Source organism: Pseudooceanicola antarcticus, assembly GCF_900215355.1.
Classification (GTDB): Bacteria; Pseudomonadota; Alphaproteobacteria; order Rhodobacterales; family Rhodobacteraceae; genus Pseudooceanicola; species Pseudooceanicola antarcticus.
In genome coordinates this window covers 448,344-472,109 of the sequence record NZ_OBEA01000002.1, presented here as the reverse complement: position 1 = coordinate 472,109, position 23,766 = coordinate 448,344, and the positions used below count along the sequence as shown (strand labels likewise).

The 23,766-nt window shown below is 67.3% G+C and carries 21 protein-coding genes; 6 read left to right on the top strand and 15 right to left on the bottom strand.

Going from position 1 to position 23,766, the window contains the following annotated elements; all coding sequences use genetic code 11:
- Positions 1-16 precede the first annotated feature (16 nt).
- From CRO50_RS06890 to CRO50_RS06875, 4 genes are all read right to left on the bottom strand, one after another.
- The gene (locus CRO50_RS06890) at positions 17-1,768 is read right to left on the bottom strand and encodes a SulP family inorganic anion transporter (RefSeq protein ID WP_179747217.1); all 1,752 of its coding nucleotides are present in this window, start codon (positions 1,766-1,768) and stop codon (positions 17-19) included.
- Positions 1,769-2,122: 354 nt separating this feature from the next.
- The gene (locus tag CRO50_RS06885; RefSeq protein ID WP_097145138.1) at positions 2,123-3,007 is read right to left on the bottom strand and encodes an MBL fold metallo-hydrolase; all 885 of its coding nucleotides are present in this window, start codon (positions 3,005-3,007) and stop codon (positions 2,123-2,125) included.
- A 27-nt stretch (positions 3,008-3,034) separates the two neighbouring features.
- The gene (locus CRO50_RS06880) at positions 3,035-3,469 is read right to left on the bottom strand and encodes a DUF6691 family protein (RefSeq protein ID WP_097145137.1); all 435 of its coding nucleotides are present in this window, start codon (positions 3,467-3,469) and stop codon (positions 3,035-3,037) included.
- A gap of 3 nt (positions 3,470-3,472) precedes the next feature.
- Complete coding sequence (locus CRO50_RS06875; RefSeq protein WP_097145136.1) at positions 3,473-3,904, bottom strand: YeeE/YedE family protein; 432 nt, start codon at positions 3,902-3,904, stop codon at positions 3,473-3,475.
- Positions 3,905-4,189: 285 nt separating this feature from the next.
- Here CRO50_RS06875 and CRO50_RS06870 point away from each other — a divergent pair, with 285 nt between their 5' ends.
- Positions 4,190-5,503 carry a hypothetical protein gene (locus tag CRO50_RS06870; protein WP_143516866.1) on the top strand — a complete coding sequence of 438 codons (1,314 nt, stop codon included), beginning with the start codon at positions 4,190-4,192 and terminating at the stop codon, positions 5,501-5,503.
- 38 nt (positions 5,504-5,541) lie between these two features.
- On the opposite strand, the gene CRO50_RS06865 is transcribed toward CRO50_RS06870, so the two are convergent.
- The gene (locus CRO50_RS06865; protein ID WP_097145134.1) at positions 5,542-6,219 is read right to left on the bottom strand and encodes a Crp/Fnr family transcriptional regulator; all 678 of its coding nucleotides are present in this window, start codon (positions 6,217-6,219) and stop codon (positions 5,542-5,544) included.
- Positions 6,220-6,288: 69 nt separating this feature from the next.
- Positions 6,289-7,296, bottom strand: a complete 1,008-nt coding sequence (locus CRO50_RS06860; RefSeq protein ID WP_179747216.1) for an AraC family transcriptional regulator — start codon at positions 7,294-7,296, stop codon at positions 6,289-6,291.
- A gap of 207 nt (positions 7,297-7,503) precedes the next feature.
- Between CRO50_RS06860 and CRO50_RS06855 the strand changes: the two genes are divergently transcribed.
- From CRO50_RS06855 to CRO50_RS06840, 4 genes are read left to right on the top strand one after another with little or no spacing between them, the layout of a single operon-like run.
- Positions 7,504-7,968 (top strand): (2Fe-2S)-binding protein, encoded by a 465-nt coding sequence (locus tag CRO50_RS06855; RefSeq protein WP_097145132.1) that lies wholly within the window; start codon positions 7,504-7,506, stop codon positions 7,966-7,968.
- Between the two features lie 3 nt (positions 7,969-7,971).
- On the top strand, positions 7,972-10,206 hold the full coding sequence (locus tag CRO50_RS06850) for a xanthine dehydrogenase family protein molybdopterin-binding subunit (protein WP_097145131.1): 2,235 nt from the start codon (positions 7,972-7,974) through the stop codon (positions 10,204-10,206).
- A gap of 10 nt (positions 10,207-10,216) precedes the next feature.
- Positions 10,217-10,885 (top strand): hypothetical protein, encoded by a 669-nt coding sequence (locus CRO50_RS06845; RefSeq protein ID WP_097145130.1) that lies wholly within the window; start codon positions 10,217-10,219, stop codon positions 10,883-10,885.
- Positions 10,886-10,897: 12 nt separating this feature from the next.
- Entirely contained in the window at positions 10,898-11,251 is a 354-nt protein-coding gene (locus tag CRO50_RS06840) for a hypothetical protein (RefSeq protein ID WP_097145129.1), read from the top strand.
- A 73-nt stretch (positions 11,252-11,324) separates the two neighbouring features.
- Here the strand turns inward: CRO50_RS06840 and CRO50_RS06835 are convergent, their stop codons facing one another.
- The 6 genes from CRO50_RS06835 to CRO50_RS06810 form a co-directional block, all read right to left on the bottom strand.
- A complete protein-coding gene (locus tag CRO50_RS06835) occupies positions 11,325-12,785 on the bottom strand; it encodes a hypothetical protein (RefSeq protein ID WP_097145128.1) in 1,461 nt (486 codons plus the stop codon).
- Between the two features lie 461 nt (positions 12,786-13,246).
- Positions 13,247-14,287: a sn-glycerol-3-phosphate ABC transporter ATP-binding protein UgpC gene (gene ugpC / locus CRO50_RS06830; RefSeq protein ID WP_097145127.1), complete on the bottom strand. Its 1,041-nt coding sequence runs from the start codon at positions 14,285-14,287 to the stop codon at positions 13,247-13,249.
- Between the two features lie 2 nt (positions 14,288-14,289).
- Complete coding sequence (gene ugpE / locus CRO50_RS06825; protein ID WP_097145126.1) at positions 14,290-15,138, bottom strand: sn-glycerol-3-phosphate ABC transporter permease UgpE; 849 nt, start codon at positions 15,136-15,138, stop codon at positions 14,290-14,292.
- Positions 15,139-15,150: 12 nt separating this feature from the next.
- Positions 15,151-16,035, bottom strand: a complete 885-nt coding sequence (ugpA, locus tag CRO50_RS06820; RefSeq protein WP_097145361.1) for a sn-glycerol-3-phosphate ABC transporter permease UgpA — start codon at positions 16,033-16,035, stop codon at positions 15,151-15,153.
- A gap of 71 nt (positions 16,036-16,106) precedes the next feature.
- Complete coding sequence (gene ugpB / locus CRO50_RS06815) at positions 16,107-17,429, bottom strand: sn-glycerol-3-phosphate ABC transporter substrate-binding protein UgpB (protein WP_097145125.1); 1,323 nt, start codon at positions 17,427-17,429, stop codon at positions 16,107-16,109.
- A gap of 258 nt (positions 17,430-17,687) precedes the next feature.
- Positions 17,688-18,275 carry a cupin domain-containing protein gene (locus CRO50_RS06810; RefSeq protein WP_097145124.1) on the bottom strand — a complete coding sequence of 196 codons (588 nt, stop codon included), beginning with the start codon at positions 18,273-18,275 and terminating at the stop codon, positions 17,688-17,690.
- A 378-nt stretch (positions 18,276-18,653) separates the two neighbouring features.
- On the opposite strand from CRO50_RS06810, the gene CRO50_RS06805 reads away from it, so the two are divergent.
- Positions 18,654-20,024 (top strand): FAD-binding oxidoreductase, encoded by a 1,371-nt coding sequence (locus tag CRO50_RS06805; RefSeq protein WP_097145123.1) that lies wholly within the window; start codon positions 18,654-18,656, stop codon positions 20,022-20,024.
- On the opposite strand, the gene CRO50_RS06800 is transcribed toward CRO50_RS06805, so the two are convergent.
- The 3 genes from CRO50_RS06800 to CRO50_RS06790 form a co-directional block, all read right to left on the bottom strand.
- Positions 19,975-21,321, bottom strand: coding sequence for an O-antigen ligase domain-containing protein (locus CRO50_RS06800; RefSeq protein WP_232617738.1), 1,347 nt, complete (start codon positions 21,319-21,321; stop codon positions 19,975-19,977). The genes CRO50_RS06805 and CRO50_RS06800 overlap by 50 nt on opposite strands.
- Entirely contained in the window at positions 21,318-22,847 is a 1,530-nt protein-coding gene (locus CRO50_RS06795; protein WP_097145122.1) for a GumC family protein, read from the bottom strand. The genes CRO50_RS06800 and CRO50_RS06795 overlap by 4 nt, the downstream gene beginning before the upstream one ends.
- Before the next feature lie 138 nt (positions 22,848-22,985).
- Positions 22,986-23,600 (bottom strand): response regulator transcription factor, encoded by a 615-nt coding sequence (locus CRO50_RS06790; RefSeq protein WP_097145121.1) that lies wholly within the window; start codon positions 23,598-23,600, stop codon positions 22,986-22,988.
- Positions 23,601-23,766: the final 166 nt, after the last annotated feature.

The window sequence follows — 23,766 nt, the reverse complement described above, 5'->3', positions numbered from 1 at the left end:
CAGTCGATACGTCCACCTATTCGGCAGCGGCCTTCACCGGGCCGGGCGTCTGACCCTGCCGTGCCAGCCGGCACCAGGCATCATATTGCGACAGGAAGACCTCTCCGCTGAGGTGCTCGATGAAATGGCTGCCCTTGAGGCGGTCCATCACCGGGCCCTTCACCTCGCTCAGGTGCAGCTTGATGCCGCGACGGCGCAGGGTGGCGTCCAGTGCTTCGAGGCTTTCCAGCGCCGAGAAGTCCACCGCATTCACCGCCGAGAACATCAGCACGACGTTCTCGACCGGCGAGCCTTCGGCAAGGCGGTTCATCACGCAATCCTCCAGGAAGCGGGCATTGACGAAATAGAGGCTCTCGTCCACGCGCAGGCTGAGCAGGGTGGGATCGCTTTGCACCGGATGGCGGTCGATATTGCGGAAATGGTGGGTGTCGGGAACCAGGCCCACCTCGGCCACATGGGGTTTCGAGGTCTTCAGCAGGTGCAGAAGGATCGAGATCAGCACCCCAGCCGAGACGCCGGTCTCGACGCCGAAGCCCAGGGTCAGGGCGATGGTGGCGGCAACGGCCCAGAAGTCTCCCCGCGAATAGGCCCAGGTGCGGCGCAGGATCGAGAAATCGACGAGGCCGAGGACGGCGACGATGATCGTCGCGGCCAGGGTCGCCTTGGGCAGGAAGTAGACCAGGGGCGTCAGGAAGGCAGCGGCGAAGGCCAGGCCAAGCGCGGTGAAGGCGCCTGCCGCCGGGGTCTCGGCGCCTGCGTCATCGTTCACGACCGAGCGCGCGAAGCCGCCGGTGACCGGGTAGCCGCCGGTGAAGGCCGCGCCGAGGTTGGCGGCGCCGAGGCCGATCAGCTCCTGGTCGGGGTTGATGCGCTGGCCCTTGCGCGCGGCCAGGGTCTGGGCAACCGAAATGCTCTCGACGAAGCCGATGATCGAGATCAGCAGCGCCGGCACGAAGAGCTGGCTGATGAGCGCGGGCGAAAGATCCGGCAGGGTGAAGGGCGGCAGCGCCTGCGGCACGGCACCGACGATGGCGACGCCGCGCTCTTCAAGGCCCAGGCCCCAGGTCAGCACGGTGGTGACGACCACGGCGGCGACGGGTCCGGCCTTGGCGATGACATCGGCAAGGCGCGGCCCGAGGCCCGCCCGGCGCAGCATGGGCTTCAGCCCCTTGCGCACCCAGAAGAGGAAACCGATCGCCGGCAGGCCGATGGCCAGCGTCACCAGGTTGGTGGCACTCAGCTGCGGCAGCAGCGTCTCACCCAGCTCGATCAGCGTGCCGCCACCCGCCTCAACGCCCAGCACGTGGCGCAGCTGGCTGGCCGCGATCAGCAGGCCCGAGGCCGTGATGAAGCCGGCGATCACGGGATGCGACAGGAAGTTGGCCAGGAACCCCAGCCGGAAGAGCCCCATCACCGTCAGCATGGCCCCCGAGAGCATCGCCAGCGTCAGCGCCGCGGCGGCGTAGCCCATGGTCCCCTGCTGCGCCACGTCCGAGATCGCCGCCGCGGTCAGCAGCGAGACCACCGCCACGGGCCCCACGGCCAGCGAGCGCGAGGTGCCGAAGACCGTATAGAGCAGGATCGGCACGATAGAGGCATAGATCCCCGCCTCGGCCGGCAGCCCGGCCAGCAGCGCATAGGCCAGCGACTGCGGGATCAGCATGATGGTCACGATCACCGCCGCAACGAGGTCGTTGGACAGCTGGTTGCGGCTGTAGCTCCGGCCCCAGTCGAGAATGGGGAGGTATTGGCGAAGGCCTTGCAGCATGGGTCTCATCTTTCGTAAGGCCGGCGCGCGGCGCCGGAACCGGGAAATCTGGGGCGAACGGGGTCGGGACGCCCCGTTCGCCCCTGGTTGCCGCCGGCAGGGACAGGCCTGCGGCACCAGGGGAGCGGCTTGCGGGAACCGCGCCCCGTGGCCCTGCCCCCCGCATGAAGGGCTCGGGCCAAGTCAGGCTCGGCACGGTCCGGCGCTGTCGCACCGGGGCCGCGCCCGGAAATCTTGGGGGGCAGTAGATTAACATTCCCCGGAGGTCCTGCCCCTGCCGGGACCAGGTCCCGACCCCTCCGGGGTACTCGCAATTGCCGGCCCCCCGCTGCGGCGGAGGGCCCTGCCTCGCGATCAGAGGCCGTTGATCGGCACCTTCAGGAAGGTCTTTCCGTCCTCGTCCTTCGGCGGCAGCTCACCACCGCGCATGTTCACCTGCAGCGAGGGGATGATCAGCTTCGGCATGTCGAGCTGGGCATCGCGCTCGGTGCGGAACTTGACGAACTCTTCCTTGCTGCGGCCTTCGCCGACGTGGATGTTGTGGGCCTTCTCCTCGGCCACCGTGCTCTCCCAGCGGATTTCGCGGCCATTGGGGGCGTAGTCGTGGCACATGAAGAGACGGGTATCGTCCGGCAGGGCCAGCACCTTCTGGATGCTGTCGTAAAGCTCTCCGGCATCGCCGCCGGGGAAGTCCGCGCGGGCCGAGCCGCCGTCGGGCATGAAGAGCGTGTCGCCGACGAAGGCCGCATCGCCCATGACATGGGTCATGCAGGCGGGCGTATGGCCGGGGGTGTGGATTGCAAGGCACTCCATGCCGCCCACCATGTAGGTGTCGCCATCGTCGAAGAGCCGGTCGAACTGGCTGCCGTCACGCTGGAACTCGGTGCCTTCGTTGAAGATCTTGCCGAAGGTATCCTGCACCGTGGTGATGTTGCGCCCGATGCCCAGCTTGCCGCCCAGCTTGCCCTGTATATAGGGCGCGGCCGAGAGGTGGTCGGCGTGGACATGGGTCTCGATCAGCCATTCCAGCTTGTAGCCATTGCCCTTGATGAAGCCGATGAGCTCATCCGCGGCATGGTAGGAGATCCGCCCCGCCGCATAGTCGATGTCCATGACGGAATCGACGATGGCGACGGAGTTGGAGTTCGGGTCCTTGACCACGTAGGAAATGGTGTTGGTGGCCTCGTCAAAGAAGCCGGTGACCTGAGGGGTCACCTCGGGGTGGGTCTGATAGGTCATGATCGTCTCCTTTCCAGGCGAAGGTGTTCAGGCGGTCTGCAGGTTGTTCTGCATCAAGTTGCGGATGTAACGGGCCAGCAGCAGGCCGGTGACAAGGGCGCCGACGAACATCAGCACCTCGGTGCGTCCGGTGCCGAGCGCCGGCAGTGCGCCACCGGGGCAGAAGCCCGCGACACCCCAGCCCAGGCCGAAGGTCAGCGAACCCGCGATCAGCGGCAGGTCGATACGCTTGGTGTCGGGCAGTTGGAAGCCCTGCTCGAAGAGCGGCTTCGGACGGCCCAGCACCAGGCGGTAGCCCGGCACGGCCACCAGCAGGGCGCCGCCCATGACGAAGGCCAGCGAGGGATCCCAGGTGCCCGCGATGTCAAAGAAGTTCAGCACCTTGGCAGGGTTGGACATGCCGGCGATCAGGATGCCTGCGCCAAAGAGCAGGCCGATGAGGAAAGCGGTCAGAAGGCGCATGGGTCAGGCTCCGATCAGGTGGCGCATGACGAAGACGCTGAGGAAGGCGCCCGCCATGAAGGTCAGGGTTGCGGCGATCGAACGGCGCGAGAAGCGGGCATTGCCGCAGATGCCGTGGCCCGAAGTGCAGCCGCCGCCGAAGAAGACGCCGACACCGACGACGACACCGCCGATGAGGATCGCGGGGGTCGAGACGGGCACCTGGATCTGCGGCATCTTCCCGGTCAGCACCAGAAGCAGCGTCGGGGCTGCGACCATGCCGGCCAGCAGCGCGGCGCGCATCATCCAGTCATTGCGGTCGCCGGGTCTGAGCAACCCGCCGACGATGCCGGTGGCACCGAAGATACGCCCGTGAAGGGCCATCAGCAGGGTGGCCGCAAGGCCCACCATCATGCCGCCGAGCGCAGAGGTCAGCGGGGTGAATTCGGTAATCATTTCTGCATCTCCCGGAGGGGGAGCGCGAAGCGGGAACGGGTCATGGTCACTCCGGTCGTCTTGTCTGTTTACCCCGACGAAAGTCAGGCTCCGTGAATCGGATCGCCCACTTTATGGCATGTCGGGGGCCTGGGACTCGGTGACTTGGTCACAGAAGCGGACATCTGCCATGAAAAATCGTTCAATGCATTGACACAAAAACCTTTTTATCCGCAAAAAATTTCCAGATGACGCGCGGCCCAGCCTGAAACCCGCCCCGCCGCGCGGACAGACGAGGCCCGTTCGATGATCGCAGACCCGCAGCAGACAAGAAGAGTCCTGGCCCCTGCGTTGTTCCTGGCTTTTGTCCTGCTCAGTCTTTGGAAGGTCTCTCCCCTGCTGCCGCCGGGCCGCTTCTGGGCCGAGGAAGGGACCTATTTCGCGCCCGCGATCTGGAGCGCGCCGGGGCTTGAGGGCCTGCGGTTCCTCTTCCAGGGGCATCTTCAGCTGGTGACCAACCTCCTGGTCTGGCTTGCGGGACAGGTGCCGCTTGCGGTGGCACCTGCGGTGACCACCCTGGGCACCCTGGCGCTGCAATGGGGCGCGGCGGCGCTGCTGGTCTTTCCCGCCCGACGCCTGGGCCTCTCTGCCGGCGGCTGCGCGCTGGTGCTGGCCGCCATGCTGATGATCACCCCGTCAGAGGTCTGGGCCAATGCCACCAATGCCCATTTCCACACGGCGGTGATCGCCGGCCTGCTGCTGGCGCTGCCCTGCGGCTCCCGAGGCGAGCAGGGAGCAAGGCTGGCCCTGCTGGCGCTCTGTGGTTTCTCGGGGGTGCCGGCCAATTTCCTTGGCCCCTTCTTCCTGCTGCGCGCCCTGCTGGAGCGCGACCGGGCGCGCGGCGCCGAGGCTGCGGTGCTGTTGCTGACCGCCAGCGTGCAGCTTGTGCTGATCATGCTGAACCGTGACGCGGTCACCGGGCGGGACTTTGCGCTGGAAGCCTCCCTGCTGCTGGTCCCGCTGGCCAAGATCGCCGCCTACCCGCTGCTTGATGGCATCGCCCTGGACTGGAGCCTCGCCCGGCTGACCGATCTGAGGGACGGCGACCTGCGACTGATCTGGCTGCCCCTGCTGCTGCTGCTGCCCCATGCCGCCCTGGGCTGGGCCGCCTGGCGACAGGGCAACCTGGCGGCGCTGCTGATGCTTGCCACGGCCTTCTTCTCTGCCATCCTCAGCACCTTCCTGGCCCTCGGTTCGCCCGAGGAATACCTCACCGTCCCAAGCGCGGCCGCGCGATACTACCATGCTCCGCTGGTCTTTCTGGTGCTCGCCGCCGCGCTGGTCGCCGGACGGCAGCCCGCGCCGTGGCTCTTCCTGGCCCTGCTGTGCTGGTTCCTGCACCCGGTGACCGGCCTCTTCTACCTGCTGGGCCTCGCGCTGCGGCGGATCTGGGCGCCAGCAGCGGCGGTCGTGGCGGGGCTCTGGCTGCTGGTCTTTCTTCAGCAACTTCCGATGCCCGTCGTCGGGCCCGCCTGGGCCCCGGCGCTGGCTGCGAGAGAGGGCAATATCGTCGCCATCTGGCCCACGGGCTGGGAAATCGCCCTGCCGCCCGGATACTAGACCCGAAGCCAGACCCCGACGCGCGCGCCCGAAGTGCGCTAGGAGGTCCCGGCCGAACGCGCCAGGCGCTGCAGCCCGGCGCGGCCGACGATGCGGACCTCGCCACGGGCCAGCTCGACCCAGCCACGGCGCTGGAACTCGGCCAGGGTCCGGGAGATCACCTCCCGAGCCGTGCCCAGCTCATTGGCCAGAAACTGATGCGTGGCGCGGACCACGTCATCCTCGGCCAGCTCCAGCAGCCGCGCGGCCAGGCGCACGTCCATGCGCTGGAAGACGATGTCGTCGATCAAGGTAAAGAGATCCGTCAGCCGCCGCGAATAGGCCCGGAAGACAAACTGGCGGAACAGCTTCGAGCGCCCCACCAGATCGTCGAAAGTCGCGCGGGGAATGGCCACGGCGCGGATATCGGTCTCGGCGATCCCATCGGCGGCGTAATCCTCGAAGGCCAGCATGCAGGCGGTGCTCAGCACGCAGCTGTCACCGGCGTGAACCCGGTAGAGGAAGACCTCGCGCCCGGTTTCGGACTTCTGCTGCACGCGGACCGTGCCACGCAGCAGAAGCAGCAGGTTGTCCGCCGACTGGCCCGGAGAGAAGACCACCGTCCCGGCCTTCATCTCGACAATGCGCGAGCCCGCGACCAGCTCCTCCTTCAGCTCGGAGGGCAGCTGGTTCAGCCCCTCGAAATTCTCGATCCAATCCGACTGGGTCACAGCCATGCCGCCACTCCGCATTTACCCACCCCATAAGTGGCAGGTGGCGCGCGATTTTGCCAGCCTTTCGGCGGCTTACTCGGCCAGCTCGCCGCGGGCCTGGGCCGGGGTCATGCCGGTCCAGCCCTGGAAGGCGCGGTAGAAGCTGTTCGGATCGCGGTAGGCCAGGAGGTACGAGATCTCTTCCGCCCCCATGTCGCCCCGCGCCAGGTAGGCACGCGCCAGGTCCGAGCGCACCCGGTCGAGCTGGGACTGGAAAGAGGTCCCCTCGGCCTTCAGCCGCCGCTGCAGGGAACGCTCCGACAGACCCAGCCGGGCCGCCGCCTGCGCGACCGAGACCTGCCCGCCCGGCAGCATGTCGACCAGCACGTCGCGCAGCCGCTCGGACAGGGCGGGCTCTTCCGCCCGCGCCTGTTCGGCGTTCAGCCGGCTGTGCAGCTCTGCCTGCACGAGCCCCCAGAAGGCGGTGTCCTCGGAGATCAGCGGCCGCAGCGCGTCCTGCTCCGAGAAGACCACGGTGCAGCCCGCCCCCCGGCGCGGCGTCACCCCGAGCTGGTTCCGGATCACCTCAGAATAGAGTGTCGGGTCGGGCACGGCCACCTCCAGCGGCATGACGGGCTTGCCGGTGAAGACCCGCGCGCAGCTGACCAGGAAAACCGCCTCGAGCGCTGCCAGGGTCGGCGGCAGCGGCATGGCAGACAGGGAAGAGCGGCAGACCACGCTCAGGCGCCCGCCGGCAAGGCTGCTGTCCAGCCGGAAGGGCCCGACAATCGGCTTGAAAAGGGCGATCCGCTCGATCCCGGTCTTGATGTCGGGACTGCAGGAAAAGGCCAGAAGCGCCGGATTGAACGGGCCCCGTGCCGCCTCCATCCCCGCGAGGAAGAGCACCTCGAGGCTTTCGGCCTCGCTTTCGATCGCATGCCAGAGGCGGAAGAAGCCGCGCACATCCACCAGCTCTTCCGGGCCATTGAAGAAATCCGCCGACAGCCCCGCACGGCTGAGCACCCGGCCCTCGGAAAGATGAAGCAGCGCACAAGCTTGGCGGATAGAGGCTCGGACCGGGTACTTGCGGACATGACTCATGAAACTAACTTTCTTTTCGGCTAGATTGGGCATTGGGCCCCTCGGGGTCAACTTGCCCCGGCCCCCTGGTCCCGCCAAGTCATTCTGCCCGTCTGGCAGGATCCGTTGGAGCTTTGTCGCGTATTGCGAGTGCCTTTGCCGGATGTTCTGATAGGCTGGTCGGGAAGTGTTTAGTGACGCGCAATGCGCTGGTAGCGAGGACGGGCGATGAAAGTCAGCTTCAAGGTAAATGGTGCAGCGCAAAGCGTTGACGTGGCCGCCGAGATGCCCCTGCTCTGGGTGCTGCGCGACCACCTCGGGCTGACGGGCACCAAATACGGCTGCGGCATCGCGCAATGTGGGGCCTGTACGGTGCATCTGGATGGCCAGGCTGTGCGCGCCTGCCAGGTCCAGGCGCAGGAGCTCGAGGGCGCCGAAGTGCTGACCATCGAAGGCCTGGGCCGCCCGGAGGCGCTGCACGCGGTGCAGGACGCCTGGGTCGAGCACCAGGTGGCGCAATGCGGCTACTGCCAATCGGGCCAGATCATGCAGGCCGCGGCCCTGCTGGATCTCAACCCCGCCCCCTCGGATGACGAGATCGACGCCGCCATGTCGGGCAATCTCTGCCGTTGTGGCACCTATCCCCGTATCCGAGCCGCCATTCACGCCGCGGCCCAGAAGCTGGAGGGCTGAGCCATGTCGCGCCTGACCCGCCTGACCCGCCGCGCCTTCATCCTGGGCTCCGTCACCGTCACCGGGGGTGTGGCCTTCGGGGTCTATGCGCTCAACCGCGAGCCCGAGAACCCGCTGGCCGAAGACCTGCCCCCCGAGGCGGTCAGCTTCAATCCCTGGATTCGGATCGCCGATGGCAGGATCACCCTGATCGCGCCGCATACCGACCTGGGCCAGGGCATCCGCCACATGCAGGCGGCGCTGATCGCCGAAGAGCTGGACGTGGACCTCGACCAGCCCGAGCTGGTGATCGAGACCGGCCCGCCCGCTGCCGCCTATGCCAACCGCGCCCTTGCCGACGAGGGCCTGCCCTTCATGACCCAGGACATGACCCCGCTGGCCGAGATCTCGCGCGATGTGGCGGGGCGGCTTATGGGGGCGCTCGGGCTGCAGGGGACGGGGGGCTCGTCCTCGGTGCCCGACAGCTACGAGAAGCTGCGTCAGGCCGGGGCCATGGCCCGCGAGACGCTGAAGCTCGCCGCTGCCAGGGCCCATGGGGTGGCGGTCGAAGAGCTGCGCACCGAGCGCGGTGCGGTCCATCTGCCCGACGGTCGCGCCCTGCCCTATGTCGAGCTGGCAGAGCTCGCCGCAGAGCTTCGGCCGCGCTACGACGTGCCCCTGCGCGACCCCGGCCAGTGGCGCATCCTCGGCAAGCCCATGCAGCGGCTGGACGTGCTGGCCAAGTCCACCGGCACCCTGACCTATGGCATCGACCTGAGGCTGCCCGGCATGGTCCATGCCGCGGTGCGCCTGAACCCCCGCCCCGGCGGCGTGCTCGAGGCTCATGACGACAGCGCCGCACGGGCGCTGCCGGGGGTCGAGAGGGTGCTGCCCGTGACCGGCGGCCTGGCTGTCATCGCAAGTGATACCTGGACCGCCTTCAAGGGAGCGGAGGCGCTGGAATGCACCTGGGGGCCCGCCGCCTTCCCCGCCGAACAGGCCGACCACTGGCAGGCGCTGAGCGATGCCCTGGACGCCCCGCCCGAGAAGGTCTGGCGTGACGAGGGCGATGCCGAGAGCCGGGCCACCGGCTGGCCGATGGAATACCGCGCGCCCTACCTGGCCCATGCCCCGCTGGAACCCATCGGCGCGCTGATCAAGGTCACCGCGGACCGCTGCGACATCTGGGTGGCGCATCAGTTCCCCGGCATGGCGCAGCAGATGGTGGCCGAAATCACCGGCCTGCCTCTGGAGGCCGTGCATCTGCACAACCAATATGCCGGGGGCTCCTTCGGGCACCGGCTGGAATTCGAGAACGTCACCCGCGCCGCCGAGATCGGCACCGCCCTGCGTGGCACCCCGGTCAAGCTGACCTATTCGCGCGAAGAGGACATGGCCCATGACTTCCCCCGCCAGATCGCCATGGCGCGGGCCCAGGGCACGATCCTGGGCGGAGAGGTCGAGGCGCTGGACCTTTCCATTGCCGCGCCCTCGGTGACCGCGTCGCAGATGTCGCGGATCGGCCTGTCGGTGCCGGGTCCCGACAGCCAGATCGTCGCCGGCGCCTGGTCCATGCCCTACGCGATCCCCGCGCTCAGGGTCACGGCCCATCGCGCGCCGGACCTGGCGCCGATCAGCTCCTGGCGCTCTGTCGGTGCCTCGCATGCGGGTTTCTTCGCCGAAAGCGCCCTGGACGAGCTGATCCACGAGGGCCAGGCCGATCCGCTGCTGGAACGCCTGCGCCTGTGCAACTACGCCCCCGCCCGCGCCTGCCTGGAAGCGGTGGCTGAGATGTGCTCCTGGGGCGAGCCGCTGCCCGAGGGGCGCGGCCGCGGCGTGGCCATGGTGATGTCCTTCGGCACCCCCGTCGCCGAGGTGATCGAGGTCGAGGACACGCCGGCAGGGCTGCGCATGACCAATGCTTGGGTGGCCGCCGACGTGGGCCGGGTGCTGGACCCGGTGAACATCGAGAACCTGATCCAGGGCGGTGTGGTATTCGGCCTCGGCCATGCGATCAACTCGGAGATCACCTATGCCGACGGCATGGCCCAGCAGACCAATTACCACGCCCACGCGGGGCTCAGGCTCTACCAATGCCCGCCGATCCACGTGCGGGTGCTGGAAACCGGCCCCAAGGTGCGCGGCATCGGCGAGCCGCCCGTGCCCCCCGCCGCGCCCGCTCTGGCCAATGCGATCTTCGCCGCCACCGGGCGACGCCTGCGCGAGATGCCTTTCGACAAATTCGTCACCTTCGCCTGAGGAGCCCGCCATGAGCCAAGCCATCACCAGACGCGCGGGCCTCGGGCTGGCCGCCCTGCTCTGTGCCCTGGCGCCGCTCTCTCTGGCGCTCGGCCCGGCGGGTGCCGAGACCAGCGGGCCAGAGATCTCCTTCGAGATCCCCGAGCCCGGTTCGGTCCCGCCGACCCTGGGCGCCGAAGCTTTCGAGCGGATCTACGAGGTGGTCAGCCACCCGCGCTGCGCCAATTGCCACGTGGGCGAGGACAACCGGCCGATGTGGTCCGGCCCCTCCTACGGCGCGCCGCGCCCGCATGGGATGAACATCACCGCGGGCGAGAGCCGGATCGGCGCCGAGACGCTGCTCTGCTCGACCTGCCACCGTACCAACGGCGATTTCGACACCGACCCCCATGCCCCGCCCCGCGCCGGGCTGGACTGGCGCCTGCCGCCGGTCGAATTCCAGTGGTTCGACCGCAGCGCGGCCCAGGTCTGCGCCCAGCTTTCGGACCCCGAGCGCACCGGAGGGCGCGACTGGGTCGAGCTGGCCCGGCACCTGACCGAGGACGCGGGCCACCGCGGTTTCGTGCTCTGGGGCTGGAACCCCGGCGGCAACCGCGAACCCGCCCCCTACTCGCTGCAGACCCATGTCGAGGATATCCTGACCTGGGGCGCGGCGGGCATGCCCTGCCCGGAAAGCTGAGAGGAACACCACATGCGCAGCAACTTCACTGACGGGTTCTTCCTGGCCGCCAGCGCCTTCTATGTCTCGGCTCTGATGCACCTCGTGGCGGCGGCACTGAGCCATGGTGAGCACCTGTTGGCGCTGCTCTTCGCGGGGATCTTCTGGGGCGTGCTGGCCACCGCGCTCCTGCGGCGCATCCGCGGGCTGGGCTGGCTGGGCTTCATTGCCGCGCTCGGCGCCGGGCTCATCGCTCTTGGCTACAGCATTCCGGTGCGTGGACTGAGCGAGATGGTCTTCCTGATGATCACGGTCGCCTCCTGGCTGGGGGCGTTGTCACTGGCGTTCCACCTCTGGCGCTTCCGGGGACCGTTCCGCCGGCTCTGAGCCCGTCCGCGCGACGCAAAAGGGCCCCGCCATGGCGGAGCCCGTTTCGGTCGCGGCTTGGGGCGTGGAGAGATCAGAGCACCCGGATATCCCGCGACAGGTCGATCTGCTCGGCGCGCAGCAGGCCGCCCAGCAGGAAACGCGCATCGGGGCCGGCTTCGATCAGCACGCCCTCGGCGTGGTCGCGCAGGCGCAGGTCCGACGCGCTGAGGCCCGGCAGCACCAGGTCGATCACGTCGCGGCCGGGGGCGAAATCGCGGATCACCGGGCCGGTCTCGTCACAGTCCTGACCGAAGACGAAGACATCCTCTCCGATCCAGCCGATCATCTCGTCGGGCTGCGGGCTGCCCTTCAGGCCGCCGCCCTCCCGACCCGTCGCGGCAGAGCCACGACGCGGGTCGCGGGCGGTGTCGAAGCTCGACTGCCCACCATCCACCAGGCGCATCTGCTGCGCCTCGGAGCTGGTGGCGGAAAGATGGAAGACCACCTCGACCGCCTCGAAGGGCGCCAGTTCCACGTCCAGCAGACCGTCATCCATCTCGACCATGCTCAGGGCCCAGCCCTCGGCCTCGGTCACGGGCGCCGAAAGGCGCATCACGTTGCCCTGGCGCATCGCGCCACCCCGGCGCGCAGAGCCGCCCGCCAGGCCGATGCGGCGCGCCTGGACCATCTGCCAGGAGGGCACCAGGTCGGAGAAGTCGACATCCAGCGCCAGCGGCGTGGCGACCCGCGAGCGGACATAGGCCACCACGCGGCCCTCGTCCTCGAAGGCCGAGATCTCGACCGCGCCGTCTTCGGCGGTGAACCGGGTGTCGATGGCACGGGCAGCGCCCAGAACCTCGGCCTTGCGGGCCTCGAGACCCTTGCCGATGGCACGATCGGCTGCGGGGGTCTCGTCACGGGCGCAGGGCGGGCGCGGCGGCAGGGGGAATTGCACCAGGATCTCGGGACGCGCGCCGCCACGCAGGTCCATCGCATCCATCGCGCCTTCCAGCGCGGCGATCACCATGCGGGCCTTGGTGGCATATTCACCGGCGCCGATCTCGGTCCAGTCGGCGGTGCCGATCTCGAAGGCCCGGACCTGGCCACCGGCGCGGCGCAAGACGAGGGCGGCGAAGAGCGCCAGCTCGCGGGCATAGGCGGCGTAATCGGCCAGCGGCACATGGCGCACCGGGATCACCAGGGTCAGCGCCTCGGACGTGCCCGCCTGGCCGAGGCCTTCGGGATCGCGCGCCCAGTCGAGCGCCACCAGAAGTTCCTCGGACAGACGCGGCACGCCGTCGGGGCCGCGACGGAGCCGCGTGATATCAAGCCAGTCACGCCCTTCGGTTTCGGCAGAGCCATCGCCCAGTTCGGCAGGGAAGCGATGTGTGTCGAGGCAAAGACCCTCGACCACCAGCATCATGTTCGGCGCTTCCGCCGGGCGGGAGCCCCCGGCGGAAGCCGGCACCGGCGCGTCGACCTCGGCACCGCCCTGACGGCAGACCGGCTCGGGCCGCGCGGTGGCCCGTTCCCATGCACGCTTGCGCTGCATGTTGCGAAGAGAATGAAGACCGCGTCCTGCCATCGCTTGGGCAGGGGTTAAACCGTTCGCTTGTCCCATCGCGGAAAGAGACAAGAACACAATAAGGCACAGAACACACACCAGCTCCATGGAGCACCCCACTAGGTAAAAATTTTGACACACACGACTTTCGTCCTGAAAATCGTACCAAGCGAAGTGGGGGCTGAGAAGCATACGCGGGGGTACAGGACCCTATAAAAGCGCTTTGAAGCCGCTTCTTTCGCACAAGTCCACAGTTGCAAAAATCGCGGATCGCCACATTTCTGACGCGAATTAGCCTCGTTTTGCCAAAGTTCAGATGCGTACCGACATGTTTGCGCAACCGCGCGAATCGGTGCCGCAGAGGGGGCCGCCAAGGCAAACGGCCCGGATCATGCCACATTTGGGACATGATCCGGGCCGCTCTGGTCAGGTGCCGGAGGCGTCCTGGTTCACAGACGCTGGCCGGTCTCGGCGTGGAAGAAGTGCAGCTCTGCGCCGGGCAGCTCCGCCGTCATCTCGTCAGAGAGTTCGGTGGCCAGGTCGGTCTGGGCGATCATGCGCTGCGCGCCGATATGGCCATGCACGATCCGCGTGCCGCCCAGCTCTTCCACGTAGTCGAGACGGAAGTTGCCGGGTTCTGCGCGCAGGCGGATCGCCTCGGGGCGGATACCGGCGGTGACGCGGCCCGGCCGGGCCTGCAGCCCGCCCGCCAGCGCCGCGCCGCCCAGCATCAGGGCGCCCTCGGCCACTTCGGCCTCCATCAGGTTCATCGCAGGTGCGCCCAGGAAGCCCGCGACGAAGGTCGAGGCCGGCTTCTGGTAGAGATCCAGCGGACGGCCCACCTGTTCGATCAGCCCGTTGTTCAGCACCACCAGCCGGTCGGCCAGGGTCATCGCCTCGAGCTGGTCGTGGGTCACGTAGACAGAGGTCGTCCGCAGGCGGTTGTGCAGATGCTTGATCTCGCCACGCATGTGCAGGCGCAGCTTGGCATCGAGGTTCGAGAGCGGCTCGTCGAAGAGGAAGGCCGCGGGGTCGCGCACGATGGCCCGCCCCATGGCGACCCGCTGGCGCTGGCCCCCCGAAAGGGCGCGCGGCTTGCGCTCCAGGTAGTCGCCGATCTGCAGGATGGCGGCGGTCTCTTCGATGCGGCGGTCGATCTCGGAGCGGGCCATCTTGCGGTTCTTCAGCCCGTAGGAGAGGTTCTGGCGCACCGACATATGCGGGTAGAGCGCATAGTTCTGGAACACCATGGCGATGTCGCGCTCGGCGGGCTCCATGGTGTTCACCACCTTGTCCCCGATGACGATCTCGCCGGCCGAGATGGTCTCGAGCCCCGCGATCATCCGCAGAAGGGTGGACTTGCCGCAGCCCGAGGGGCCGACCAGCACGACGAATTCGCCGTCCTGGATATCCAGGTCCACACCTTTCACGGCAGGCTCACTGCTGCCGGGGTAGGTCTTTTTCACGGCGGAAAGCTTGATACCGGCCATGATTACTTCTCCTGTTCCACGAGGCCTTTGACGAAAAGCCTCTGCATGAAGATGACGACGAGCACGGGCGGCAGCATGGCCAGCATGGCCGAGCCCATGACGAAGTTCCATTGGGGGTCGCTGTCGGCCACGTCGGACATCCGCTTGATGCCCATGACGACAGTGTAGAATTTCTCGTCCGTGGTGATCAGCATCGGCCAGAGGTACTGGTTCCAGCCGTAGATGAAGAGGATGACGAAGAGCGCCGCGATATTGGTCTGGCTGAGCGGCAGCACCATGTCGCGGAAGAACTTCATCGGCCCGGCGCCGTCGATGCGCGCGGCCTCGACCAGCTCTTCGGGGATGGTCAGGAAGAACTGACGGAAGAGGAAGGTCGCCGTGGCCGAGGCGATCAGCGGGATCGACAGGCCCGCGTAGCTGTTCAGCAGCCCGAGGTCGGCGACCACCTTGAAGGTGGGCATGATCCGCACTTCCACCGGAAGCATCAGGGTCACGAAGATGATCCAGAAGGCCAGCACCCGGAAGGGGAAGCGGAAGTAGACGATGGCGAAGGCCGAGATCACCGAGATGGCGATCTTCCCGAAGGTGATGATCAGCGCCATGATCAGCGAGTTCGTCATCATCATCGTCAGCGGCGGCGTGCCGGAGTTGGGCACACCATCCGTCAGGATCGTGCGGTAGGTCTCCCACATGTTCGAGCCGGGCCAGAGCGGCATGGAGCCGCCCAGGAAGGTGGCCTGGTCATGGGTGGAGGCGACGAAGGCGATCCAGACCGGCAGGGCCACGAAGGCCACGCCGAGGATCAGCACCAGATGCGCCAGGAAGGTCAGGAAGGGACGGTTTTCGACCATGGGTGCGCCTCCTCAGTATTGCACGCGCCGCTCGATGTAGCGGAACTGGATGAAGGTCAGGACCATGACGATCCCCATGAGGATCACCGACTGGGCCGCGGAGGAGCCAAGATCGAGCCCTTTGTAGCCGTCCTCGTAGACCTTGTAGACGAGGATGGTCGTGGACTGGCCGGGGCCGCCCGCGGTCGAGGCGTCGATGGTCGAGAAGGTGTCGAACATCGTGTAGTTGATGTTCACGACCAGCAGGAAGAAGGTCGTCGGCGAGAGCAGCGGAAAGACCACGGTGAAGAAACGCTTCACCGGACCCGCGCCGTCGATGGCAGCCGCTTCGCGCAAGCTCTGCGGGATGGATTGCAGCCCGGCGAGGAAGAACAGGAAGTTGTAGCTGATCTGTTTCCAGCTCGAAGCCAGCACCACCAGGATCATGGCGTCGGTGCCCGACAGGCGGTGGTTCCAGTCATAGCCCATGGTCTGAAGCGCATAGGTCAGCACCCCCACCGAGGGATTGAACATGAACCACCAGAGCACACCGGCAATGGCGGGGGCCACGGCGTAGGGCCAGAGGATGAAGGTCGTATAGGCGCTGGCGGTCCGGATCATCCGATCCACCGCCACGGCAAAGAGCAGCGCCAGACCAAGCGAGAGGCCGGCGGTACAGACGGTGAAGATCACCGTCGTCTCGAAGGAGGCCAGGTACTCGGGGCTGTTCAGGAGCTTCACGTAGTTCCTGAGCCCGACGAATTTCGTCGACAGGCCGAAGGCGTCTTCCTGCAGGAAGCTCTGCCAGACGGCCTGGCCGGCGGGCCAGATGAAGAAGATCAGCGTGATCGCGAGCTGTGGCGCGATCAGCAGGTAGGGCAGCCAGTAGCTGCGGAAAGTTGTGCGCTTGGTCTGCATGGGGAACCCGAAGGGCGGAAATGGAAACAGGCCCGCGCGCAACACGCGGGCCTGTCTGGAAGTGCGAAGGGTCAGCCGTTGGCTTCGACGAAGTCGGCGATCAGCGAATTGCCGCGCTCGACCAGATCGTCCAGGGCTTCCTGGGCGGTCTTGTCACCGGCCAGCAGGGCCTCGAACTCTTCGTCGATCACGCCACGGATCTGGACGTAGTTGCCGAAGCGCAGACCCTTGGAGTTCGCGGTCGGCTCGTTCAGGGTGATCTGCTTGATCGCCAGGTCGGCGCCGGGGTTCTCGTCGTAGTAGCCCTGTTCGATCGACAGCTCGTAGGCTGCGTTGGTGATCGGCAGGTAGCCCGAGAACTGGTGGAAGTCCGCCTGGACCTCGGCCGAGGAGAGGAAGGTCAGGAAGTCGGCCAGGCCTTCGTATTCGTCGTCGGATGCACCGGCCAGGGCCCAGAGGGTGGCACCGCCGATGATCGAGTTCTGCGGCGCGCCTTCGACGTCGGCGTAGTAGGGCAGCATGCCCAGGCCCAGGTCGAAGTCGATGTTGGTCAGAACACCGGCGCGCGAAGCGGAGGAGTTCATGTAGATGGCGCATTCACCCGAGTAGAAGGCGGGCGGAGCATCGGCACCACCGGCGGGGCCACCGTACTTGAACAGGCCTTCAGCCTGCCACTTGGCCAGGTTTTCCCAGTGACGGGCCTGGACCGGACCGTTGACGGTCAGCTTGCTGTCCATCGAGCCGAAGCCGTTCTCGTTGGTGCCGATCTGCTGGTTGTGCCAGGCCGAGAAGTTCTCGAGCTGCACCCAGGAAATCCAGCCGGAGGTGAAACCGCAGGTGGCCGCACCGGATTCGACGATGGCGCGCGAGGCAGCCTCGACGTCGGCCCAGGTTACCGGGGCGACATCGGGGTCCAGACCGGCGGCCGCGAAGATGTCCTTGTTGTAGTACAGGATCGGGGTCGACGAGTTGAACGGCATCGACAGCATCTGGCCGTCGGTGTTGGTGTAGTAGCCGGCAACGGCCGAGAGGTAGGCCGAGGGGTCGAAGTCCTGGCCGTGATCTTCCATCAGTTGGTAGATCGGATAGACGGCGCCTTCGGCGGCCATCATGGTGCCGGTGCCGACTTCGTAGACCTGAACCAGGTCAGGCTGCTCGCCGGCGCGGAAGGCGGCGATGGCCGAGGTCATGGTTTCGGCATAGCCACCCTTGTAGGTGGCGGTCAGGTGAAACTGGTCCTGGCTGTCGTTGTAGGCGGCGACGATCTCGTCAACCTTTTCGCCCAGACGGCCACCCATGGCATGCCACCAGGTGATTTCGGTTTGAGCGGAAGCCGCCAGGGGGGCCACCAGGGCGCTGGTCAGGACAAGGCCTGCCATCAGGGAACGCTGCATCGGGAAACTCCATCGAAGAGGACGTAGTGAATGACGTCCTGCTACGGGCGCTCCGTGACAGATTTGATTCACCTCGATGAAGTTCCGGTAATGATGCTCTTTCAAACCTGTGAACCCGCGCAAGGAAGCGCATCAGAAAGGGCCGGATGCGCAGGTGAGCAGCCAGGTGGGCGTGCGGGAGTTCAAACAAGAGAAAGCGCCGCCCGCGCACGGGCCCGACCCAACGTCGGCAGCGCGTCTCCTGCGGCGCTTTCGGTCTCAGAGATAGGGGGGCGTGCAGGCCGAGATCACCACGGTGCGCACCGCACCTACATTGCGGAAGCGATGCGGGATGCGGCTGTCGAACAGGTAGGAATCACCGGGGCGCAGGATGCGCACCTCCTCGCCCACGGTCAGTTCGAGCTCGCCCTCGATGACATAGCCGCCCTCGTTCGAGAAATGCTCGAGCATGGTTTCGCCGGTGTCGGAGCCGGGCTCGTAAACCTCGTGCAGGATCTGCAGGTTGTGACGGCGGGCATCGCCGATCTGGCGGAAGGCCACCTGCCCCACCACGTCGGACGCGCCGGTCACCGGCAGCTTCGAGGTCAGGTTCAGCAGGTCCTCGGGGCCGAAGAAGGGCCCCTCGGGGGCGGTGCGCTCGCTGTCGAAGAAATCGGCCATGGTCATGCCGAGACCCGAGAGGATCTTGCGCAGTGTAGCGATGGAGGGCGAGGACTTGTTCTTTTCGATGATCGAGATCTGCGCATGGGGCACGCCTGCCCGCTCGGCCAGCTGCCGTTGCGAGAGCTGCGCCGCCTTCCGCATCGCCAGAAGCCTGGCGCCGATATCGAATGCCGCGTCGGTCATGACGCCTCCCTTGCCTGCAAGTCCTAAAAACTACCGCCTTTTCGGCCTTCATACCAGAGCCATGCCATGGCCGGCCCGGCGAAGCCCGCGCGCCTAACGGCACAAGGCCGGGGGCAGCTGCGCGAGGGCGGCACCTCGGCCCGATGCCCCGCGCCGCACCGCAATTGGCCACCCTTGCCATGCCGGTGAGGGCACCCGCGCGGGTGACTCAGCGCACGGGGGTAATCCCTGTGTGTACGTCCAAAGGAGGGCTTCTCTTATCCGCCGCGATCCCCAAGGGTATGGCCGAGTCCGCCGCCCGGCTTTGCTCCGAGGCACATTTGGCAAAACCGGAATGAAGGTAGGTACTGATCATGATCTGCACCGGTTCCAGAAACGATGCCTGAAGCGCTGCTGCTGGCACAGCTGGCGGGTCATGACCTGGCGCCGCTGACGGCTCCCAGGGACACCGCGAGGTTTTCCACGGATGCCACGCGGCGTGGCGGAGCCCAGCCAAGGCTCGTCCTGCGCCCGGTGAATACGGCCGGCGTCTCGGCCGCCCTTGCGGCCTGTTTCGCGGTCCGCAGGCCGATCATCGTGCAGGGCGGGCTGACCGGCCTCTCCGGCGGCGCCCGTCCCCGCGCGGGCGAGGTGGTGCTCTCGCTCGAACGGATGACCAACGTGGCCCCGGTGGACCGGATCGCGGCGCAGGTCGAGGTCCAGGCGGGTGCGACGCTGCAATCGGTGCAGCAGGTCGCCCAGGCGCAGCAGATGATCTTCGGGGTCGACCTGGGCGCCCGAGCCTCGGCCACCATCGGCGGCATGATCGCCACCAATGCGGGCGGCATCCGTGTGCTGCGCTACGGCATGATGCGCGCCCAGGTGGCGGGGCTCGAGGCGGTGCTGCCCGATGGCTCGGTAATCGATGCCATGCGGGGGCTCGAAAAGGACAACGCAGGCCCCGACCTGCGGCAGCTCTTCATCGGATCCGAGGGCACCCATGGGGTGATCACCCGCGCCCTGCTCCGCCTGCACCCCGCCCCCAGCCTGCAGATCAACGCGCTCTGCGCCGTGCCCGATGCGGCCCGCGCGCAGGAGCTGCTGGCACACATGCGGGCGAGGCTCGGCCCGCTGCTCTCAGCCTGCGAGGGCATCTGGCCAGAGGTCTACGAGGGCGCCGCCGCCCGCATCGGCACCCCGCCCCTGCCCCCCGGCGCCGGGCTCTACGTGCTGCTCGAGGTCCAGGGCATGGCCGAGGTCCTGCGCGAAGAGGCCTTCGAGGCGGCGCTGATCGAGGCCTACGAGGCCGGGCTCTGTTCGGATATCGTGGTGTCCCAGTCGGCAAGCGAATACGACAAGCTCTGGGCGCTGCGCGAAGCCTGCGTGGCATATACCTTCAGCCTGGGAGAGCTGGTGGCGCACGACCTGTCCCTGCCCGCCCGCACCCTGCCCGAGTTCCTCGACGCCGCCCGCAGCCTGCTGGCCCGGATCGACCCCGAGGCGCAGCCCTTCGTCTTTGGTCACATCGGCGACGGCAACCTGCATTACATCGTGAATACCGGGAAGGGCTCCGAGGTCACGGGCGGGCTCAATGCCCTGGCCGCCAGCATGGGTGGCTCGATCACCGCCGAGCACGGGCTGGGCCAGGACAAGGTGCGCTACCTGCCCTTGGTGCGCACCGAGACCGAGATCGCGCTGCTGCGGCGCCTGCGCGCCGCGCTCAATCCCGCGGATCTGCTTGGGCAGGGCCGGGTCCTGCCTCCGGAGTGACCTCCGCCCCCGCCGCAAGGCGGCGCCGTGCATCCTGGGCCACGTCCTGGGCATGCGTCCCCAGGATCACCAGGCCGGGCCAGATCATGTAGGCCTCGATCTCGAGGTTCTCGCCGAAGGACAGCAGCACGATGGTCATGATCACCGCCAGTGGCAGCCGGCCGCGCGGATGGCGCGCCGCATCGACCATGACGATCAGCGTATGCCAGGCCAGCGGCAGCAGCAGCGCCAGCATCCCAACCAGGCCCTTCACGAACAACAGCCCCCACCAGGTGTGATGAGAGCCGATCGGCATGTATTCCACCAGGTGCGGGCCGGGCTGGACGGTACCGTGACCGAACCAGAAGGCCTCGTTCTGCCAGCGCTCTCCGGCGATGCGCTGCAGGGTGGCGCGGACGCGGGTACTGTCGGCGCGCGCGCCCTTGAAGGCGGCCACGCCGTCCTTCAGCGTCGACAGCGCCCAGGTGCCGAAGACCGCAAGCGAGGCGGTCAGCGCCGCCAGCATCATCCAGGCCCAGCCCTTCAGCACCAGCGGCAGCAGGCGCGGGCCGAGGGTGCAGGCCACCACGCCCACGAGCCCCATGCGCGACTTCGACAGAAAGATCATCGCCATGCCGGCCGCGATGCCGATGCTGCGCCATTTGCGGTCGCTCTCTTCCAGCGCGAAACAGACCTGCAGGACGCCCAGAAGCGCCGCGAAGGGAGCCCAGGGGGCGAAGAACTGCCAGCGCGGGGTCCAGCTGGCCGGATCCCAGGTGAAGAAGTAGACGCTGAAGTACTCGGGCCCCGGTCCGCCGATGGCCCGGAAGGGAGAGGTAAAGATGCGCTCGGGCAGGCCCACGTAGGGCGCGGCCAACATGATCGGCAGCAGGCAGAGCGTCCAGAGTCCGACGATGCATTGCGCGCGGATCAGGATCTCGCGGCGGATCGGCAGCACCGCGCCGGCCAGCGGAAAGAGCGCCAGCAACGCCCAGCCCTTGGCCCAGCCGATAGAGCTCTTGATGGTGCGGCCGGTGCCAAGGTGCCAGTTGAGATGGCCGATCCAGAGCACGACCAGCATCACCGCCATGCCGAAGATCCAGCCCCAGATCACCGGGGGGATCGGGCCTCGGGGTTTCAGGCCGTCCCGCATCACCGGGCCGAAGTAGAGCGTGAAGGCCGCCAGCCCCGCCAGCAACCAGGCCAGCACGGGGCCGACGACATAGAGCGCGCCGATGAAATAGAAGGGCCAGGTCCAGCGCAGGGTGAACCAGATCAGCCCCTCGGCGGGGTTGGCCGGGGCCAGCCTCTCGGTCATTCCGCCGCCACGATCAGGCCGGGCTCGCCATAGCGGTTCTTGCCGCTGTCGATCAGCCGGTCGATCATCGGGCGGCGCATCCAGGCAAGGGTCAGGCCGATGAAGAACATCAGCGAGGCGGCGACACCGGCGGCCAGCGCCAGCATGCGGCGCGGCGAGGAGGGCTCGAAGGGCAGCGAGGGATCTTCCAGCACCTGCACCAGCGGGTAGGAGGCATAGAGATCGGCCTTGCCGGTCTGGCTGCGCGCCATGGCAGAGGCAAAGACCGCCTCGGCCACAGAGAAATCACGCTGCAGATCCTCCAGCCGCGCGGCCGGCTCGATCAGCGAGGTCCGGCGCGCTTCGGCCACGGCCAGCTGGCTGGCGACGCTCCGGTATTCGGCCTCGAGCCCGGCGCGCGCGCTGTCGAGGGTGACCAGCTCGCTCAGCAGGCTGGTGCGAGAGCCGACGTGCGAGAAGTCCAGCGCCTCGATCTCGGCCTCGGAGAGGCCAGTCAGGCGAATGGCACGGCCAAGAGCCTCGGCATGGGCCGAACGATGCCCCGCCGCCGCGTTCTGCAAGGTGGGATGCGAGGCGCCATAGCGGGCACGGGCCTGCGACAACTCGGTTGCGCGCTGGGACACCTCGTCGTTCAGCGCGGCAAACTCGGTATCCGCATGCAGCCGCAGGGCTGCCGCCGCAAGACGCGGGCTGGTGCCCAGGGACCCCGCCAGCGCATCCACCGCGCGAGAGCTCTCCTGCAGCTTGGCCTCAAGATCCTGCACACGCTGTGCCAGGGTGTCGGTTTCCGCCACCAGGGTGTTGTACTGGTCCGGCGACAGCAGGCCGGTTTCGGTCTGCAGGCGGGTGATCTCGTCGCGGGTGGCCATGACCGAGGCACGGTATTCCTCGATCGCGGAGCCGGCGCGCAGCTCTCGGGTGGCGATCTCGTCCGAGCGCAGACGGTCGATCTCCTGGAAGAAGTTGTCCAGCAGGGCGGTACCTCGGGCGCGGGCATCCTCGGGCGAATTGCCGGTCACCGCGATATGGATCAGCCCGGTCTGGTCGACCAGCTCGACCCGCGGCTGTCCGAAATCGCGCAACGGCATGTCCAGCGCCCCCGCCGCCCCGGCGACGATGCGCTCGGCAGCCAGCAGGCGCTTGTAGGTCTCGGTCGGGCTGACCGAACCGCCATTGAAGGGCGAATTGGAGGACGAGGAGGCCTGGCCGATCTGCGCCAGGTTGACCGAGGCCGAGGCACCGGAGCCGGGCAGGATCAGCGACATGCTGGAGGTGTAGCGCAACGGCGCGCGGTCGAGATAGCTCAGGATCGGCGCCCAGATGGCGACGCCGCCCAGGGCCAGCAGCGCCAGGTAGCGCGGCAAGCGCCCGGCATCGGCAATACGCCCGCCACGCAGCAGGCGCATGGCGGTAAGCGCCCCCAGCGGCTTGCGAATGAGACGCGGCACAAGCCGGCGCCCACCCTCGGGCGCAGGCCGGACAGTTTTGGTGCGAGGCGTCAGATCGTCATTCGAGGCATGGGGCATGGCTGATCTCCTTGCCCCAGGTTCTACCTGACATCACTGGATTGCAGGGGGACGCCCAAGGGTTGCGGGGACGCGCGAAAGCCCATGTTAACTATCCCCAAGGATAGGGCTTCCCGGCAACGGGGCTGGCGGGAGGGCCTAGAAGAGCCCCGCCTCCTTGGCGATGATGGCCGCCTGGGTGCGGTTCGACGCGCCGATCTTGCGATAGAGCGTCTTCACGTGCAGCTTCACCGTCGGCTCGCGGATATCGAGGTCGCGGGCAATCTCCTTGTTGGATTTGCCCTGGGTCAGGCCCTCAAGCACCTGCAGCTCGCGATGAGACAGCTTGTCGGCCAGCGGGTTGCTCTCTTCCTCGGTGGGCGCGCGCATGAACTCTAGCGGCGCATATTGCTCTCCCATCGCCATGAAGCGGACCGCGTTGATCAGCGACTTGGCGGAAAGCGTCTTGGGCAGGAAGCCTGCGGCGCCCATGGCCAGGGCCTCTTCGGCGATCTCGCGGCTGGCGGTGCCAGAGATGATGGCGACGCGGCTGTGGCCGGTCTGTTCCATCATACGTTGCAACCCCTCGATGCCGGACATGCCGGGCATGGAGTAGTCCAGAAGCACGAGATCATAGCTCTCGTCGTTCTCGACCCGCTCCACGGCCTCGTCATAAGAGGCCACGGTCACGGTCTCGAAACCGCCCTCGGCGTTGAGAAATGCTTGCAGGGTATCCCTGAGCAGATCGTGATCATCCGCGATGAGGACCCGCATACCGCCCTGAGACATCTTTCGCACCGAAGCTTCCTGACTGGGTGTTGCCGTAATCAATCGTAAATCCCGCCATTCCGAATCAAGACGTTAGCCACTGGTTAACCCGACACCAAGAATGTGACCAAATCGGGGAGACCCCTCGGAGTGGTATCCTATTCTTAGGGAT